The following is an 18,238-nucleotide window of genomic DNA, read 5'->3' as shown; positions in this document are numbered from 1 at the left end:
ATACAAATCAGATAACCCTCTCAGGAACTATATTCCTCAATAACACATTAAGAAAGAATCGGTTACTCTCTTATCGTTCATTGATTGAACGGAACATGAAGGCTACCATGAAGCCTGATAGCTCCCATTTCGATTTGGGGTAATAGATTCATCCCCGCTCAGGATCTGGATAGATAACAATGGAAAAATCCAACTTCGTTTTTCTGAAAGGCGTTAACGACTTCATTTATGCCATTGCCTGCGCGGCGGAAAACAACTACCCCGACGACCCTAATACCACCCTCGTCAAAATGCGCATGTTTGGCGAAGCCACCGCGAAACATCTCGGCCAGTTGCTGGATATACCCGCCTGTGAAAACCAGCATGACCTGCTGCGTGAGCTAGGCAAAATTGCATTTATTGATGACAGCATTCTTGCCGTTTTCCATAAGCTACGCCGTATCGGTAACCTGGCCGTCCACGAATATCATAACGATCTGGATGATGCCCAGATGTGCCTGCGGCTAGGGTTTCGCCTCGGCGTCTGGTACTACCGGCTGGTGACCAAAGACTATGAGTTCCCGGTGCCCGTGTTTGTTCTGCCGGAGCATGGCGAAACGCTTTATCACGTAGAAGTCCTCACGCTGAAGCAACAGCTGGAACAGCAGGCGCAGGAAAAGGTACAAAGCCAGGCCGAGCTGGAGGCTCAGCAACAAAGGCTCATCTCTCTCAACGGCTACATTGCCATCCTTGAGGGCAAACAGCAGGAAACCGAAGCCCAGACCAAAGCACGTCTGGCCGCACTGGAGGCCCAGCTTGCGGAAAAAGATGCCGAGCTGGCGAAGCAGACCGAACAAGAACGCAAGGCCTATCACAAAGAGATCACCGACCAGGCTATCAAGCGCACGCTGAATCTCAGCGAAGAAGAGAGTCGCTTCCTGATTGACGCCCAGTTGCGTAAAGCGGGCTGGCAGGCCGACAGCAAAACGCTGCGCTTCGCCAAAGGCGCGCGCCCGGAAGCGGGCGTCAACAAGGCGATTGCGGAATGGCCAACCGGCAAAGATGAAACGGGTAATCCCGGCTTTGCCGACTACGTTCTGTTCGTTGGCCTCAAACCCATCGCCGTGATTGAAGCCAAGCGCAAAAACACCGATGTTTTCAGCAAGCTCACCGAGTCGTATCGCTACAGTAAATACTTCGATAACGACTTCCTGCGCGATACGCTGCTGGAACATTACTCGCCCGATGAGGTGCATGAAGCGGTACCGGAATATGAGGTAAGCTGGCAGGATACCAGCGGTAAACAGCGCTTTAAAATCCCCTTCTGCTACTCCACCAACGGGCGTGAATACCGCGCGGCGATGAAGACCAAAAGCGGTATCTGGTATCGCGACGTCCGCCACACCACCAACATGTCGAAAGCGCTGCCGGAGTGGCATCGCCCGGAAGAGCTGCTGGAGATGCTGGGCAGCGACCCGCAGCAAAAAAACCAGTGGTTTGCTGAAAACCCCGGGATGAGTGAACTCGGCCTGCGCTATTACCAGGAAGATGCCGTCCGCGCGGTGGAAAACGCTATCGTTAACGGCCAGCAAGCGATCCTGCTGGCGATGGCGACCGGTACCGGTAAAACCCGTACCGCCATTGCTTTAATGTTCCGCCTGATCCAGTCCCAGCGTTTCAAACGCGTGCTGTTCCTGGTCGACCGTCGTTCGCTCGGCGAGCAGGCGCTGGGATCGTTTGAAGACACGCGCATTAACGGCGACACCTTTAACAGCATTTTCGATATCAAAGGCCTGACCGATAAATTCCCGGAAGACAGCACCAAAATTCACGTCGCTACGGTGCAGTCACTGGTCAAACGCACGCTGCAATCTGATGAACCGATGCCGGTCGGTCGCTACGACTGTATCGTCGTCGATGAAGCGCACCGCGGCTACATTCTCGATAAAGAGCAGACCGAAGGCGAGCTGCAGTTCCGCAGCCAGCTGGATTACGTTTCCGCCTACCGTCGCATTCTCGACCATTTCGATGCGGTAAAAATTGCCCTGACCGCCACGCCAGCGTTGCACACGGTGGATATTTTCGGCGAGCCGGTTTACCGCTACACCTACCGGACAGCGGTGATCGACGGCTTCCTGATCGACCAGGATCCGCCAATTCAGATCGTCACCCGCAACGCGCAGGATGGCGTCTATCTTTCCGAGGGTGAACAGGTGGAACGCCTGAACCCGCAGGGCGAGCTGATCAACGACACGCTGGCTGACGATCAGGATTTTGAAGTCGCCGATTTTAACCGTGGCCTGGTGATCCCAGCGTTTAACCGCGCGGTATGCGGCGAGCTCACCAAATACCTGGATCCCACCGGGCAGCAAAAAACGCTGGTGTTCTGCGTCACTAACGCCCATGCCGATATGGTGGTGGACGAGCTGCGTACCGCGTTCAAGAAAAAGTACCCGCGGCTTGAGCACGACGCGATCGTCAAGATCACTGGCGATGCCGATAAAGACGCGAAGAAAGTGCAAAGCATGATCGTCCGCTTCAACAAAGAGCGGCTGCCCAATATCGTGGTCACCGTCGACCTGCTGACCACCGGCGTCGATATCCCGTCTATCTGTAATATCGTGTTCCTGCGCAAAGTGAAAAGCCGCATTCTCTACGAGCAGATGAAGGGCCGCGCCACGCGTCTGTGCCCGTCGGTGGGGAAAACCAGCTTCAAGATTTTCGACTGCGTCGATATCTACAGCTCGCTGGAAAGCGTCGACACCATGCGCCCGGTGGTTGTGCGTCCGCAGGTGGAGCTGCAAACGCTGGTCAACGAAATTACCGATTCAGAAACTTACAAAACCATTGAAGCGGATGGCCGCAGCTTTGCCGAACACAGCCATGAACAGCTGGTCGCCAAGCTGCAGCGCATTATTGGCCTCGCCACCTTTAACCGCGACCGCAGCGAAGCGGTGGATAAGCAGGTCCGCCGTCTGGATGAGCTGTGTCTGGATGCGGCGGGCGTCAGCTTTGGCGGCCTGGCTTCGCGCCTGCGGGAAAAAGGGCCGCACTGGAGCGCCGAGATTTTCAATAAGCTTCCCGGCTTTATCGCCCGCCTCGAAAGGCTGAAAACCGATATCAACGCCCTGCGCGATGCGCCTATCTTCCTCGATATTGATGATGAAGTGGTGAGCGTCAAATCGCTGTACGGCGATTACGACACGCCGCAGGATTTCCTCGAAGCCTTCGATGCGCTGGTGCAGCACGCCCCTAACGCCCAGCCTGCGCTGCAGGCGGTGATCAATCGCCCGCGCGACCTTACCCGTAAAGGGCTGGTGGAATTGCAGGAGTGGTTTGATCGCCAGCATTTTGAAGAGTCGTCTCTGCGTAAGGCGTGGAAAGAGACACGCAACGAAGACATCGCCGCCCGACTGATTGGCCATATCCGCCGTGCGGCGGTGGGCGATGCGCTGAAACCGTTCGACCAGCGCGTCGACCATGCGCTGGAAAAAATTAAAGGCGAGAACGACTGGAACAGCGAGCAGCTAAGCTGGCTCGAGCGTTTAGCGCAGGCGCTGAAAGAGAAAGTGGTGCTCGACGACGACGTGTTCAAAACCGGTAATTTCCATCGCCGCGGCGGTAAGTCGATGTTACAGCGTACCTTTGACGACAACCTCGACAAGGTGCTGGATAAGTTCAGCGATTACATCTGGGATGAGCTCGCCTGACGCGTTATCATCCCCGGCAATTTCTTCTTCTGCGGCCCCGATAAGGGCCGCTGTTTTACATGGGATCTTCAATGAACAATAACGATCTGGTCGCCAAGTTATGGAAACTGTGCGACAACCTGCGCGACGGCGGCGTCTCCTATCAAAACTACGTCAATGAACTCGCCTCGCTGCTGTTTTTGAAAATGTGCAAAGAGACCGGCCAGGAAGCGGACTACCTGCCGGAAGGCTACCGCTGGGATGACCTGAAGTCGCGCATTGGCCAGGATCAGATGCAGTTCTACCGTAACCTGCTGGTCCAGTTAGGTGCTGATGAGAAAAAGCTGGTGCAGGCGGTGTTCCATAATGTCAGTACCACCATTGAGCAACCCAAACAGCTGACTGAGCTGGTCAGCTATATGGACGCGCTGGACTGGTACAACGGCGACCACGGGAAGTCCCGCGACGACTTCGGCGATATGTACGAAGGGCTGTTGCAGAAGAACGCTAACGAAACCAAATCCGGCGCGGGCCAGTACTTTACTCCGCGTCCGCTGATCAAAACCATTATCCATCTGCTGAAGCCGCAGCCGCGCGAAGTGGTGCAGGATCCGGCAGCGGGTACGGCGGGCTTCCTGATTGAAGCGGATCGCTACGTGAAGTCGCAGACTCACGATCTGGATGACCTTGATGGCGACACGCAGGATTTCCAGATCCACCGCGCGTTTATCGGCCTCGAGCTGGTGCCCGGAACCCGTCGTCTGGCGCTGATGAACTGTCTTCTGCACGATATTGAAGGCAACCTCGACCACGGCGGCGCTATCCGTCTGGGCAACACGCTGGGCAGCGACGGCGAAAACCTGCCGAAGGCGCATATTGTCGCCACTAACCCACCGTTTGGCAGCGCCGCAGGCACCAACATCACCCGTACCTTCGTGCACCCGACCAGCAACAAACAGCTGTGCTTTATGCAGCATATTATTGACACCCTGCACCCCGGCGGCCGCGCGGCGGTGGTGGTGCCGGATAACGTGCTGTTTGAAGGCGGCAAGGGTACCGATATTCGTCGCGACCTGATGGACAAATGCCATCTGCATACCATCCTGCGCCTGCCGACCGGCATCTTTTACGCCCAGGGCGTGAAAACCAACGTGCTGTTCTTTACCAAAGGCACGGTCGCCAATCCGCATCAGGATAAAAACTGCACCGACGACGTGTGGGTGTATGACCTGCGGACCAATATGCCGAGCTTCGGCAAGCGCACGCCGTTTACCGGGCAGCACCTGCAGCCGTTTGAAACCGTCTACGGTGAAGATCCGCACGGCTTAAGCCCGCGTGAAGAAGGCGAGTGGAGCTTTAACGCCGAAGAGAGTGAAGTCGCCGACAGCGAAGAGAACAAAAACACCGACCAGCATCAGGCCACCAGCCGCTGGCGCAAGTTCAGCCGCGAATGGATCCGCACGGCAAAATCCGATTCGCTGGATATCTCCTGGCTGAAGGACAAGGACAGCATCGACGCCGACAGCCTGCCAGAGCCGGACGTGCTGGCGGCAGAAGCGATGGGTGAGCTGGTGCAGGCGCTGGGTGAGCTGGATGCGCTGATGCGCGAGCTGGGCGCGGGCGAGGAAGCGGATGCGCAGCGTCAGTTGCTGGAAGAAGCGTTTGGTGAGGTGAAGGCATGAGTGGGGAGAAATTGCCGGAGGGGTGGAGTGAAACAGAAATTGGTGATATCGCAGACATAATCTCAGGTGGTACACCAAAATCAGGGATCGCAGGAAATTTCGCGCTTTCAGGTGAAGGTATTGCTTGGCTGACACCGGCTGATCTGAGCGGATATAAAAAGAAGTTTATTTCTCACGGAGCTAGAGACTTATCTACAGATGGTTATTCATCCTGTTCAGCAAAGTTGATGCCAGCAGGAGCGATACTGTTTAGCAGCAGGGCCCCCATAGGCTACGTTGCGGTTGCATCAAATGAGATCTCAACTAATCAGGGATTCAAAAGCTTCGTTTTTACAAATGATATTTATCCCGATTATGCTTATTACTATCTCCGTAATATCAGGCATCTTGCGGAAGCAATGGGAACGGGTACAACATTTAAAGAAATCTCGGGTAGCGCAGCTAAAACGCTTCCCTTCGTTATGGCTCCGCTCGCTGAACAAAAAATCATCGCCGAAAAACTCGATACGTTACTGGCGCAGGTGGACAGCACCAAAGCACGTCTTGAGCAAATCCCACCAATCCTGAAACGTTTTCGTCAGGTGGTGCTTGAAGATGCTGTCAGTGGCAAATTAACGAAAAACTGGAGAGATGCGAGAATTAGTGAAGAATCAGCTGAAGAACTTCTCGTAAACATAAGTAAAACAAGAAAAAAAAACCTTACTAGTGGCACAGACTCTCTAGCTACAGAATCCAAGCGATATCTTGCAAAGATCGATGCCCATCATTTTAATATTCCTGATATTATTCTTCCGGCTGGATGGAAATGGACTACTTTCTTACAGTCGATGGAAAAAGTGGTTGATTGCCATAACAAAACAGCACCATATACAGAGGAAGGTATTTATCTTATCAGGACACCTGATATTCGTAACGGCATTATTTCATTAAAAAACACTAAATATGTCAATGAAGATACCTATAATTTCTGGTCAAAACGATGCCCTCCAAAAAGTGGTGATATAATTTTCACACGAGAAGCCCCTATGGGAGAGGCAGGAATTGTACCCGAGAATACACTTCTATGTATGGGACAAAGAATGATGCTACTTCGCCCAATACAGAGCTATCTCAATAACAAATATGTTTTGCTGAATATTCTATCAATTAGTTTTCAGGCGAGAATGATGGCTCAGGCAATTGGTACTGGAGTGAAACACCTTCGGGTAGCTGATGTCGAATCATTAATGTATCCTTTACCACCACTCCCTGAGCAACACGAAATCGTCCGCCGTGTCGAACAACTCTTCGCCTACGCCGACACCATCGAAAAGCAGGTCAACAGCGCCCTGACCCGCGTCAACAGCCTCACCCAGTCGATCCTGGCGAAGGCCTTCCGCGGCGAGCTTACCGCCCAGTGGCGTGCTGAAAACCCAAGTCTTATCAGCGGTGAAAACAGCGCTGCCGCCCTGCTGGAAAAAATTAAGGCTGAACGCGCCACCAGCGGCGGTAAAAAAGCCTCACGTAAAAAAGCATAATCCTTATAAAAGCGCACCGAAAGAGTGCGCTTTTATCTATTCACGCGTATTTATAATCCGCAAAAATATATCTTATTTATTCCGAATCGCGCTTATTACGTTCTGTTTTTAGCTGGACTTTTCTTTTATTTACTGATGATATACACAGGTATTTAGCGCGATGCGGTCGTGCGCCAACACAACCGCATCGCTCATCACAATCACTATTCCAGGAGAATAGCAGTCATGACTGATACCCATTCTATTGCAGATCCGTGCGATCCAGAAGTCTCCCCAACAAATAATCGTCTCGGTACCGTCAGCTATGCGAGTCGTTATCCGGATTACACGCATGTTCCGGCAATTATTATGAAAGGCCAGTGGCTGGCTGTCGCCGGTTTTACCACCGGAACCCCATTCGATGTCAGAGTGATGCCAGGCTGCATCGTGCTGACGGCAAAACTGCCGGAGCCGGAAGAGCCCGCGTTACTGCAGTCGCTGCGTCGGGTGTGCAAGCTGTCCGCGCGTAAGCAACGGCAGGTGCAGGAGTTTATCGACGTAATTTCGGCGAAGTCGCGCAAGCAGGGATAACTTCTAAGATGCCAGACGGCGCTCAGGAGTATAAGCGCCGTGTATTGATTGCGTGACATCATTTTATCCAGAGCCATTTACTCAAAACCCTAAGCGATAATCCCAATCATCAGAGTGGACTATATTCCCATCATGATAGTGCCAGGTAATCTTCTTGTAGCGGAACTGAGCAAGTTCAAGATGGGTCTGTTTTTCGTAATAAGGATCTTTAACATCGTGCATCAGTGAAAAAATCGTAACGACTTTCACATCTTCCAGGATTATCGTGAAATAGACCTCTTCCTGACCAGCATCATTTATTCGATAGAGATCAATAGCCGCTTTCCTTAATGTTTCTCCGGTACTTAATGCTTTATACAAAAGCACACTAGAAGCATCAATTTCCTTTTCAATTAAAAATGGACGATGTTGACGTTTACTCAACACCCTTCCATTATGCAAGTCAGAGTTGTAACTCACATTATGATACAAACCTAAAACCTCGATCTGATTTTCACGGTCTTTTACCATCACACTACCTTTGATAACATTACCAGCATCATCGATTAGTGACATATATCCAGGGATAGCCATTTATGAATCCTTATTAAATGGAACAGAATTTTCGACAGTATTGATCATAACCGCAATACACCGTTTCCCTTCTGCCGTTTTGATCTTATACATTTCCCTGATGGAATTAACAAATAGCTTATTCATTTCTTCTTCTGACTCAGGGAAAGAGGCAAATGCACATATCTGCTCAATAGTCAGCAATGGTCTCTTATCGTTCAGAATAGCCAAAACACCGGCGGGGTTATGTGGAATGGCTTCAGATACGGCCCCCTGCAAATCTTCCGCAGTGCTAGCATCTACTCCTGATTCCAGAGCACTGGCCACCGTTAACCAGTCATTATTACCTTTGCTAATTTCAGGAATAATATGGTTCCACCATTCTGATTCATTGTCATTATAAAGTGTGTGTACAACAGCATTTGCTCCTTTTTCATTTATCATCTGCAGAAGCTGAGGTGCAGTATGCTCTGCAGCGCAGGAGGCACCCGAAAGCATAAACAGAAAGAAGATAATAATAAATTTCATTATCTTACCACCAAAATTGTATCACCCGAATCGTAAATGGTTTGGCGCTTATCTTGTCCATTCATAATGATACACCCTGCAGATGCCGTTCCAGGTGGCAGCCCTTTTTTATCGCCATGAATTTCGAAATGATCTCTGCCAAAAGTATTGGTCCCTGCAATAGGTTCAAGGATGATAGCGGAGGGGCTTTTGTGATTATTCCATCCCGCAATAAAATAAATACCTCGAGGAATGGGGCCCTTGTTACGTATGTGTTCACAGTTTGGTTTATCCTTTGATTCACCGGCACCACTGTAGCAATAAGCAATTAACTCACCGTTATGGCTCAGTATACCTGTCGATACTTTATATTCCCATGTCATATGATTTTACCCCCTTTAAAATATAATAATCACACTTATCATATTTAATCGTAAAATTAAACTTGTTCATAAGGTCACAATTATTAAAATTCAGAATACTTATAACTCATATATTTTTATTTTTCGAACAAATAACTCTTATTCTGAATAATTAGATAACGGTGAAGCAGCAGGCAATCTGAATTGCCCGGTGACGCGATGTGACCGGGCCTGGAAATAGCGTTTTCTCGTAGGTAGCATAAGGCGTTTACGCCGCCATCCGGCACTCACCTTCCACTCACTCGGTGATCACAAATCGTGTCGCCGCAAAGCAGTTCAAAACCCGGTGCACCAGAAATACCATCGTTAACGTGGCCAGCAGCGCGACGGTAACGGAAGTGATGCGGTAGAGATCGCTGAATACCAGGTCCTGATCCGGATGCAGGTTCTGCCCGAACATAATGCCGATGGTGGTGATACTGGCAAAACCCACGCCCGCACCGACTTTTTCCATCACGTGCAGGCGGGCGCTGAACGCCAGTCCAAGGCCAATCAGCGGCATCATCAGCAGCATATGATTGCTGAAATCATACACCAGCAGTTGCACCAGCAGAATATACAGACAAGCCAGCACCACGCCGACCACACGCCAGAGAGAACTCAACACCGCGCCGCGATAATGCATCGGAAACAGGATCAAAATGCCCGCCATCAGCGCCGACAGCGAATCGCTCAGGTCACAAACCTGAAAGACCACAAAAATCATTGTCGCCACCGAACCGGAAAGCAGCGATTCGTGACGAACCCGGGCGTCATCTTTCTCAATGCGCGGGGGCGGCTGGCGGGGCTCTGCATCCGGGATCAGATAATGCAGCAACGCGCTCAGCGCCACCGCCATGACGCAGGCTTCCATATTGGAGAACATCAGCGTATGCCAGTTGGTGGTGGGATAGCTCATAAAGTTGAGCATCGTGCTCTGGCACACCACGCCCATTGAGCCGAACAGAAACAGCGGTCCTTTGCTCATCAAACGAAAACGCATCACGTACAGGCCAAATACCACCAGTGTCATAATCAGCGGCCATTGTGAGAGATAGCCGACAATCAGTACCATTTCGACGCAGTTCACCGCCGCACTGAACACAAACTGTTTGGCCACATGGCGGTTGAACACCGGCACCAGCGACAGCAGCATCAGCGGATAAACCACAAAGAACACGCCGTACTGCACGTTATAAAAGGTCGAGATACTCAGCGCGATTGTCCCGGCAACCGAGATACGCAGGGTCTGGCGAAAATCATTGGCGGTGTAGACAATATTCCCGTGCGGCGTAAAGACGTGAGCCAGGGTGTTAATAGACATAATGCAGCCAGCTGACAAGGTGGATCTGCGCTCCGGCAAAGGTGCGGGCGAACATCCCCTCGCTGTTATACAACTGCACCGTGGCGCGTGCCCCGGTCGGCAACGGCGTGTCGAGCGGTTCGTTCAGCGCGACGTGAATACGCATACGCTGGGCATCGCGCACCCAGCGGGTAGATTGTTCCGGTTGCGACAGCTGGCCGTTAACCTGCTCCTGGCCCGCCAGAATACCGGCATCGCTGCTGGTGACGCGGGCAGAGAAAACTTTGCCCGGCATGGCGTCGAACACCACGGCGGCATCGGTATCCACTTTAGTGTGGCGCAGGCTTTTCTCGCGGAAGTCGGCCACAATATCAGTCTGGTGGCTGACCAGCGCCAGCAATGGCGTGGCGGCAGTGGCGTAAAGTCCGGGGCTAAGCTGGAGGTTGCTCACCGTGCCGTCGGTCTGTGCATACACTTTGCTCCAGCCGAGGTTCAGTTGTGCCTCTTCCAGCGCGTTACGGTATTTTTGCAGCGTCACGTTGCGGTTTTCATCGCGCTCGCCGCGTTGGATCAGCAGGTTCTGAATACTGGCATTGAGCGCCGACACCGACTGCTCGCTGGTTTGCCAGGCGGTGCGCACCTTGTCGAGATCGGCTTGCGACACGTTCTGCATGGCACTCAGGCGCTGATAGCGGTCAAGGGTGGTCTTATCGTTCCGGGCGTTGAATTGCGCGGTGCGCAGGTTGGCACGCGCAGAGGCGATCTGCGCATCCAGCTGTTGGTTGCTCAACTTTGCCTGCTCAAGAGCAATTTGCGCGGCCTCAACCTTATTGATAAACGGCGTCGGATCCAGTTCGTACAGCAAGTCACCCTTTTTCACCTGGCTATTATTGTGTACATGCACCTGCGAGACGTAGCCGGAAACGCGTGAGGAAACAGGCGTTACCACGCGCATCACCGTGGAGTCCGGCGTCAGCGGGATCCAGATATCGGCAACGATAAACCAGGCGAATATTACCAGGAAAGCGGCAATACTCACCCTTACCCAACGGGCAAATTTTTGTTCTGGGGTCATCATAGTTTTTTAGTGTTGATTGTCTTCTTCGCGGATTGTCCGCAGATTGCAGGCGATTTGATTGAGCGTGGCGCTGAAGGAAGCGAGTTCCGCCTCAGGGATGGTGCAGGTGACGCGATGTTGGTATGTCTCTATCACCCGGTTGAGTTCGTCCAGCCTTGCGCGGCCTTGCTCGGTCAGCCTGAGCAGGCGAATGCGTTTGTCATAAGGCGATGTGGAACGCAGCAGATAGCCGTGCTTTTCCAGCTGTGAGAGGGTGCGCATCAGCGGCGGCAGTTCAATACCCTGCACCTGTGCCAGTTCACTGACCGAGACGTTGTCTCCCAGTTGATACAGTTGCATCAGTACCGTCCAGCTTGACTGCGTCAGGCCTGTGTCGGTAATGGCTGCATCAATAATGGCCCGCCACTGCCGCACCACCATTGCCATGCGCATCCCCATCGGGCGGCGGGCAAACCGTTCATCTTCAGTCATGTTTTCTTCCCCTCATCGCTGAGAAGAAAATAATACTTATCAGGGTAAGTATCAAGAAACAGACTAATCAGAAGCATGAATTGATAAATACCATGAATGAAAAAGAGGCCGGGTGGTAGCCCCCGGCCTTTGTTGGTGAAGAAAAATCACTCCACCTGATCGCGTCGCAGCCCGACATCCCGCAACCGCTCGTCGCTCATCTGCTGCAATAAGCGCCGCGTTTGCGCCCGCAAATGCCAGCGTTTTATCACCTGCCAGATCTGCACAAATCCAATAAACGGCTGCTTTGCTTTATTTTCGTGAAATTCCATACCTTGCCTCCCCGTCTTGCCAGAGGCTTTATCTTCACGGATTTGGCCAGGCACAATACAGACTCACAAAGTACTTTTCTTTAACATACAGATTGGTTAAAAAGGATTCTGCATCGCTTTTTTCACGCCAATCTGTACTGGTTTTTTAATCTGTATGGTACCCATGAGGGATACAGCATGACGCGTTATCAACATCTGGCCAATCTGCTGGCCGAACGCATTGAGCAAGGGCTGTATCGCCATGGCGAAAAACTGCCTTCGGTACGCAGCCTGAGCCAGGAGCACGGGGTCAGCATCAGCACCGTTCAGCAGGCGTATCAGACGCTGGAACAGCGCCAGTTGATCACCCCCCAGCCACGTTCCGGCTACTTTGTCGCGCCGCAAAAAGCGCAGCCTCCGGTGCCGCTGATGTCGCGACCGGTCCAGCGTCCAGTGGAGATAACCCAGTGGGATCAGGTGCTGGATATGCTGAAAGACAACGCGGACAAATCCATCACGCCTTTCAGCAGTGGCGTGCCCGATATCAATCAACCCAGCCTGAAGCCGCTCTGGCGCGAGTTAAGCCGCGTGGCGCAGCATAATCTGAAAGCGATTTTGGGCTACGATGAAATCTCCGGGTGCCGTGAACTGCGCAGTCAGATTGCGCGCCTGATGCTGGACAGCGGTTCGGTGGTTAATGCAGATGATATTGTGATCACCAGCGGCAGTCAGAGCGGAATGTCGCTGGCGTTGCTGACGGTCTGCCAGCCCGGAGATATTGTCGCCGTTGAATCACCGGCCTACTACGGCACGATGCAGCTACTGCGCGGCTTAGGGATCAAGGTGATTGAGATCCCAACCGATCCAGACACCGGGATCAGCATTGAAGCGCTGGAGCTGGCGCTGGATCAGTGGCCGATCAAAGGCGTGCTGCTGGTTCCCAACTGCAACAACCCGCTCGGATTCATTATGCCGGATGCACGTAAGCGGGCGGTCCTCGCTCTCGCTCAGCGCCACGATATTGTTATTTTTGAAGACGATGTGTATGGCGAGCTGGCCACAGAGTATCCGCGCCCGCGCACTATCCACTCCTGGGATAACGACGGTCGGGTAATACTCTGCAGTTCGTTTACCAAATCCGTCGCCCCTGGTCTACGCGTGGGTTGGGTGGTTCCCGGTCGCTATTACAACAAACTCCTGCACATGAAGTACGCCGTCATTGGCACTAACGTTCCCGCTACACAGCTGGCGGCTGCTTCCTTCGTGCGGGAAGGCCATTACCATCGGCATATTCGTCGTATGCGCCAGATTTATCAGCGTAATATGGAGATCTACACCTGCTGGGTACGGGAATTTTTTCCCTGCGGAATCTGCGTCACCCGACCAAAAGGCGGCTTTATGCTGTGGGTTGAGCTGCCGCACCAGGTCGATATGGTCTGCGTGGCTAAGCAACTCTGCCGCCTGAAAATCCAGGTCGCACCGGGATCGCTGTTCTCCGCATCCGGAAAGTATCGCAACTGTGTACGCATCAACTGCGCATTGCCGCCCAACGAGAAGCATCGGGAAGTGATGCAAAAGCTCGGGGAAGCAGTAAAGGCGGCAATGGAGTAAATCAGACCGCCCGGTGCTACCGGGCTGGCGATTGCGCAGAGCCAGCCATCTCTCTTTGCGAGGCGATTTCCGGGATAAATACGTCCCTATGTAACGTCTGCATTTGTCTGGAACCCGTCACGCAGAATCGCTATCTCAATACGCATTCCCGCTTTTTGACCGCGCAGCCTGTGCTATAACAAATCATCACTTTCAGGGAGGACGCGATGTGACACACACCCGGGATATTCCACAATCGTTCTGGCGAGACGAACTGCTCCCGTGGCTGGAGCTACGCAGCACCTGGCAAAGCCAGCAGGCCTATAAACGACATCACCACTCTCAGCTCTCGATTGGGGCGATTCTTGAGGGGGAAACATGCTGCCAGTGCGATGGAAAAGATTACCACCTGAAAGTGGGCGATCTGATTGTGATCCCGCCAATGGTGCCACACAGTTGTAATCCCGTTAACGGGCAGTTTCGCAGCTATCACATGCTTTATCTTGATGCCCGGTGGTGCCTTGTCCTTCTGCCTGCGTTGAACAACAATCAACTGCTTTGTTCGCGCGATCCCGTTATTCGCGATGCGCAATTATTCCAGCGCTATTTGGATCTTGTGGCGCTCATGCCGCAACGGCAAACAGCGCAGATAACGGATGCCGCACAAGCATTGCTGCGCTCGCTGCCATTGCAGTCGGTAGCACCGGAAAACCTAAGCGCCGCCGGCCAGTATCTGCGCGAGCGGTTGCAGACCAACCTGCAGGCTCCGCCCTCGCTGGGCGATTTGGCGCAAGAGTGCAGCATGCGTAAAGAAACGCTGATCCGTACCTTTAAGCAGGACACCGGACTCACACCGGCAAGTTATCTGAACATCTTGCGGGTTGACTATGCCCGCCAGCGGCTTCGTGCCGGGGATGAGATTGCCGATGTCGGCTATCAGAGCGGGTTTGCCGACCAGAGCCATTTCCATCGCACCTTTGTCCGCTACACTGCAGCCACGCCGCGCCAGTACGCGTTGGGACGATCAATATCAGACAATAATTAGCGCTGCGCCAGGCGTACAGTTCTCTCAGATTCATTGTCTGAGGTCGCTATGTCGTTGCTTACTGAACTTTTTCCTTCTGCTTTCCCCGCGCTGGCGCTGGCGCATTTTGTCGCATTGCTCAGCCCAGGACCGGACTTCTTTTTACTGGTCGGTTACGCCGCCCGTTACCGGATGCGCGGCAGCACCGGGCTGTGTGTGGGTATCGCCGTCGGCAATGGGCTGTATATCCTGCTGGCGATTATCGGTTGGGGGATCCTGCGCCAGCTTCCCCTGCTGTTTACGGTTATTGAGCTGCTGGGCGCGCTCTATTTATTGTGGATAGGCAGCCTGCTGATACGCAGCCGCCCGCAAGCTCTGACCGGAGCAGACACCCTGTCTGCCTGCCCGGGATTTGGTAAACAGCTGCTGCTGGGGCTAGGTTCGTCACTGCTTAACCCAAAAAATGCGCTGTTTTATCTGGCGCTGATGACCGCCCTGATCGGCCCATCGGTAACGCTGCTGCAACAAGCCGTGAGCGGGATCTGGATGACCAGCGTGGTGCTGTTATGGGATCTGCTGATTGTGATGTTCATCGGCTTGCCGCAGATCCAGCGGCGGTTAACCTTGGGGATCGTGTGGATCGAACGCATCGCCGGGGGCGTACTGATCGTCTTCGGCGGTGCGATCGCGCTGCGTTTTCTGCAGAGCGTCACTTTCTGATAAGCGTGACGAATTTCTGCAAATAAAGCGGATAAACCCGTTTAATTAATATCCAGTTCGCATTACACTTTGGGTGGCTATTATCCATTCAACCAATTCTTCCCGAGGTGCGATGTGCTGATTGTTACCTGTAATCGTTACGTTTTCTGACCCGGGTCTGAAAACGTTTCTCCTGTTTGCGCCTCGCGCGGGCAGCGTTTTTGATTACATGAAATTCAGTACATTTGTAGTCTGCTTTTTTCTGTCATCGGCCTGACGTCTCAAAGACGGTATTGAATTTCGCTATTCCCGTTGAGGGTTTTCTCCCGACAAGGAGCTGTTTTATGCAACGGATTCTCGCGTTTTTCTCCCAACGCGCCACGACGCTATTTTTCCCCATCGCGTTGATTTTATATGACTTCGCCGCCTATCTGTCGACGGACCTGATCCAGCCCGGCATCATTAATGTCGTGCGCGATTTCAACGCCGATGTCAGCCTGGCACCGGCTGCGGTGAGCCTTTATCTGACAGGCGGCATGGCGCTGCAATGGTTGTTAGGCCCGCTTTCCGACCGGGTTGGCCGCCGACCGGTGCTGATCGCGGGGGCGTTCATCTTTACCCTCGCCTGCGCGGCCACGCTGTTCACCACGTCAATGACGCAATTTCTGGTTGCCCGATTTGTGCAGGGCACCAGCATCTGTTTTATCGCCACTGTGGGTTATGTCACGGTGCAGGAGGCGTTTGGGCAAACGAAGGCCATTAAGCTAATGGCGGTAATCACCTCTATTGTACTGGTTGCGCCGGTTATTGGCCCGCTCTCCGGAGCAGCGCTGATGCACTTTGTCCACTGGAAGTTTCTGTTTGCCATTATTGCCGTCATGGGGTTTATCGCCCTGATTGGGTTAGCGTTAGCCATGCCAGAAACCGTCCAGCGCGGCACGGTGCCGTTTAGCGCGCGTGGCGTACTGCGCGATTTCCGCGACGTTTTCCGCAACCGGGTATTCCTGTTTGGCGCAGCCACGCTATCGCTAAGCTATATCCCGATGATGAGCTGGGTGGCGGTCTCACCAGTGATCCTGATTGATGCGGGCGGCATGACCACATCGCAGTTTGCCTGGGCGCAGGCGCCGGTATTTGGCGCGGTGATCGTCGCCAATATGGTGGTGGTTCGTTTTGTGAAGGATCCAACCCAACCCAGTTTTATCTGGCGCGCCGTGCCTGTTCAACTGAGCGGGTTAGCGGTGCTGATCGCGGGTAATTTGCTGTTGCCGCACGTCTGGCTGTGGTCAGTGCTGGGAACGAGCCTGTATGCGTTTGGCATTGGAATGATCTTCCCGACGCTGTTCCGCTTTACGCTGTTTTCCAACAACTTACCAAAGGGTACGGTTTCCGCGTCGCTGAATATGGTGATCCTGACGGTGATGGCGGTTTCTGTCGAAATTGGACGCTGGCTATGGTTTAACGGCGGCAGGATTTCGTTTCATCTGCTGGCGGTTGCGGCGGGGATCGCTGTCGTGTTCACGCTGGCAGGCTTACTCAAACGGGTACGCCAGCATGAGGCAACGACGTTAGCCACTGAAAACTAACCTGCCCGCTTATCCGGCCTACGACAACTATGTAGGCCGGATAAGGCGCTTGCGCCGCATCCGGCTACGCTCACATCACCTTACGCAATGCGTGCAAATCCCGCTTCGAGATCGGCAATCAGATCGCCAATATCCTCCAGGCCAATATGCACCCTGACCAGCGTGCCGCTGAAATCCACCTCTCCAGCCGGGCGGATGCTGTTCAGCTCTTCCGGCTGGTTCGCCAGAATGAGCGACTCAAATCCACCCCACGAATAGGCCATATGGAACAGCGAGAAATTATCGAGGAAATTCGCCATCTGTTCGTCGGTGAGTCTCTTTTTCAGCACAAATGAGAACAGGCCTGAGCTTCCGGTAAAATCACGCTGAAAATACTCATGGCCCGGACATTCCGGTAACGCCGGATGGTTCACCCGCGCCACTTCCGGTCTTGCCGACAGCCAGCGAGCAATATGGATACTGCTCTCCTGATGCTGCTTAAGGCGTACCGCCAGGGTGCGCAATCCGCGGCTGCCGTTGTAGGCGGTATCGGCATCCAGCGTTTGCCCCATCAGGTAGGAGTTCTCGCGCAGACGATCCCAACAACGGGCGTTAGACACCGCCGTGCCCAGCATGCCGTCCGAATGACCGATGGTGTACTTCGTTCCCGCCTGAATAGAAATATCCACGCCATAATCCAGCGCTTTGAACAGTACGCCCGCCGCCCAGGTGTTGTCGATCATAATGACAATCTCCGGATTCACCGCGCGGATAGCCTTCACCATCCCCGGCACGTCCTGGACTTCCATGGTGATAGAACTTGGTGACTCAAGGAATACAACCTTCGTTTCCGGACGCAGAAGATCGACGATACCTGCACCAATCAGCGGATCGTAATACGTTGTTTCCACGTTGAATTTACTCAGGATCTTATTGCAAAAATCTTGGGTTGGCTCGTAGGCCGCGCCGGTCATCAGGATATGATCGCCACCCTGAACAAACGCCAGAATGGCATTGGTCACCGCCGCAGCACCACATGGGTACAGCGCGCAGCCAACGCCGCCTTCCAGTTCGCTCATTGCCTTCTGGAAGGCAAAGTGGGTATAGGTTCCGCGACGACCGTAAAACAGCTCGCCGTTCGCACGATTGGCGGTGGCAAATTTCTTGTCCTTCACGGTATCAAACACCAGTGAAGAGGCGCGTTGGATAACCGGATTCACCGCTCCCTGGGTGTAGCGTTTGTCACGACCAGCAACAACCAGGTGCGTCTCAAGCTTCATTGCGTCTTTCATAACATCTCCTGTTCTTAATCCGTGTGAAT

General features: G+C 53.2%; 16 protein-coding genes. 8 read left to right on the top strand and 8 right to left on the bottom strand.

Going from position 1 to position 18,238, the window contains the following annotated elements; all coding sequences use genetic code 11:
* Window positions 1-179: 179 nt before the first annotated feature.
* The 4 genes from hsdR (at window position 180) to symE (ending at window position 7,437) form a co-directional block, all read left to right on the top strand.
* Entirely contained in the window at window positions 180-3,689 is a 3,510-nt protein-coding gene (gene hsdR, locus FDX24_RS22115) for a type I restriction-modification system endonuclease (protein WP_137364944.1), read from the top strand.
* Window positions 3,690-3,760: 71 nt separating this feature from the next.
* Window positions 3,761-5,350 carry a type I restriction-modification system methyltransferase gene (gene hsdM, locus FDX24_RS22110; RefSeq protein WP_137364943.1) on the top strand — a complete coding sequence of 530 codons (1,590 nt, stop codon included), beginning with the start codon at window positions 3,761-3,763 and terminating at the stop codon, window positions 5,348-5,350.
* The gene (locus FDX24_RS22105) at window positions 5,347-6,867 is read left to right on the top strand and encodes a restriction endonuclease subunit S (RefSeq protein ID WP_137364942.1); all 1,521 of its coding nucleotides are present in this window, start codon (window positions 5,347-5,349) and stop codon (window positions 6,865-6,867) included. The genes hsdM and FDX24_RS22105 overlap by 4 nt, the downstream gene beginning before the upstream one ends.
* Before the next feature lie 225 nt (window positions 6,868-7,092).
* Window positions 7,093-7,437, top strand: a complete 345-nt coding sequence (symE, locus tag FDX24_RS22100; RefSeq protein WP_137364941.1) for an endoribonuclease SymE — start codon at window positions 7,093-7,095, stop codon at window positions 7,435-7,437.
* Between the two features lie 81 nt (window positions 7,438-7,518).
* Here symE and tssD read toward each other — a convergent pair whose 3' ends face one another.
* The 7 genes from tssD to FDX24_RS22065 all read right to left on the bottom strand — a co-directional run bounded on the left by tssD (window position 7,519) and on the right by FDX24_RS22065 (window position 12,060).
* The gene (gene tssD, locus FDX24_RS22095) at window positions 7,519-8,010 is read right to left on the bottom strand and encodes a type VI secretion system tube protein TssD (RefSeq protein WP_137364940.1); all 492 of its coding nucleotides are present in this window, start codon (window positions 8,008-8,010) and stop codon (window positions 7,519-7,521) included.
* Window positions 8,011-8,517 carry a hypothetical protein gene (locus tag FDX24_RS22090; RefSeq protein ID WP_137364939.1) on the bottom strand — a complete coding sequence of 169 codons (507 nt, stop codon included), beginning with the start codon at window positions 8,515-8,517 and terminating at the stop codon, window positions 8,011-8,013.
* Entirely contained in the window at window positions 8,517-8,879 is a 363-nt protein-coding gene (locus tag FDX24_RS22085; protein ID WP_061067169.1) for a tlde1 domain-containing protein, read from the bottom strand. The genes FDX24_RS22090 and FDX24_RS22085 overlap by 1 nt, the downstream gene beginning before the upstream one ends.
* A 277-nt stretch (window positions 8,880-9,156) precedes the next feature.
* Window positions 9,157-10,221 carry a DUF2955 domain-containing protein gene (locus FDX24_RS22080; protein WP_137364938.1) on the bottom strand — a complete coding sequence of 355 codons (1,065 nt, stop codon included), beginning with the start codon at window positions 10,219-10,221 and terminating at the stop codon, window positions 9,157-9,159.
* Window positions 10,211-11,278, bottom strand: coding sequence for an HlyD family secretion protein (locus FDX24_RS22075; protein WP_137364937.1), 1,068 nt, complete (start codon window positions 11,276-11,278; stop codon window positions 10,211-10,213). The genes FDX24_RS22080 and FDX24_RS22075 overlap by 11 nt, the downstream gene beginning before the upstream one ends.
* Before the next feature lie 6 nt (window positions 11,279-11,284).
* The gene (locus FDX24_RS22070; RefSeq protein ID WP_048212801.1) at window positions 11,285-11,749 is read right to left on the bottom strand and encodes a MarR family winged helix-turn-helix transcriptional regulator; all 465 of its coding nucleotides are present in this window, start codon (window positions 11,747-11,749) and stop codon (window positions 11,285-11,287) included.
* A gap of 146 nt (window positions 11,750-11,895) precedes the next feature.
* Window positions 11,896-12,060, bottom strand: coding sequence for a DUF1127 domain-containing protein (locus FDX24_RS22065; protein ID WP_071887315.1), 165 nt, complete (start codon window positions 12,058-12,060; stop codon window positions 11,896-11,898).
* A 177-nt stretch (window positions 12,061-12,237) separates the two neighbouring features.
* Here FDX24_RS22065 and FDX24_RS22060 point away from each other — a divergent pair, with 177 nt between their 5' ends.
* The 4 genes from FDX24_RS22060 to mdtM all read left to right on the top strand — a co-directional run bounded on the left by FDX24_RS22060 (window position 12,238) and on the right by mdtM (window position 16,938).
* A complete protein-coding gene (locus FDX24_RS22060; protein ID WP_137364936.1) occupies window positions 12,238-13,650 on the top strand; it encodes a PLP-dependent aminotransferase family protein in 1,413 nt (470 codons plus the stop codon).
* 208 nt (window positions 13,651-13,858) lie between these two features.
* Window positions 13,859-14,674, top strand: coding sequence for an AraC family transcriptional regulator (locus FDX24_RS22055; protein WP_137364935.1), 816 nt, complete (start codon window positions 13,859-13,861; stop codon window positions 14,672-14,674).
* 48 nt (window positions 14,675-14,722) lie between these two features.
* Window positions 14,723-15,373 carry a LysE family translocator gene (locus FDX24_RS22050; protein ID WP_137364934.1) on the top strand — a complete coding sequence of 217 codons (651 nt, stop codon included), beginning with the start codon at window positions 14,723-14,725 and terminating at the stop codon, window positions 15,371-15,373.
* A gap of 323 nt (window positions 15,374-15,696) precedes the next feature.
* Window positions 15,697-16,938, top strand: a complete 1,242-nt coding sequence (mdtM, locus tag FDX24_RS22045; RefSeq protein WP_137364933.1) for a multidrug efflux MFS transporter MdtM — start codon at window positions 15,697-15,699, stop codon at window positions 16,936-16,938.
* Window positions 16,939-17,018: 80 nt separating this feature from the next.
* Here mdtM and metC read toward each other — a convergent pair whose 3' ends face one another.
* On the bottom strand, window positions 17,019-18,209 hold the full coding sequence (gene metC / locus FDX24_RS22040) for a cystathionine beta-lyase (protein WP_048212806.1): 1,191 nt from the start codon (window positions 18,207-18,209) through the stop codon (window positions 17,019-17,021).
* Window positions 18,210-18,238 lie beyond the last annotated feature (29 nt).

Origin of the sequence: Citrobacter sp. wls716 (genome assembly GCF_005280975.1) — a bacterium.
Classification (GTDB): Bacteria; Pseudomonadota; Gammaproteobacteria; order Enterobacterales; family Enterobacteriaceae; genus Citrobacter; species Citrobacter youngae.
Note: the sequence above shows the minus strand (reverse complement) of the source record. Positions and strands in the feature narration are given on the sequence as shown.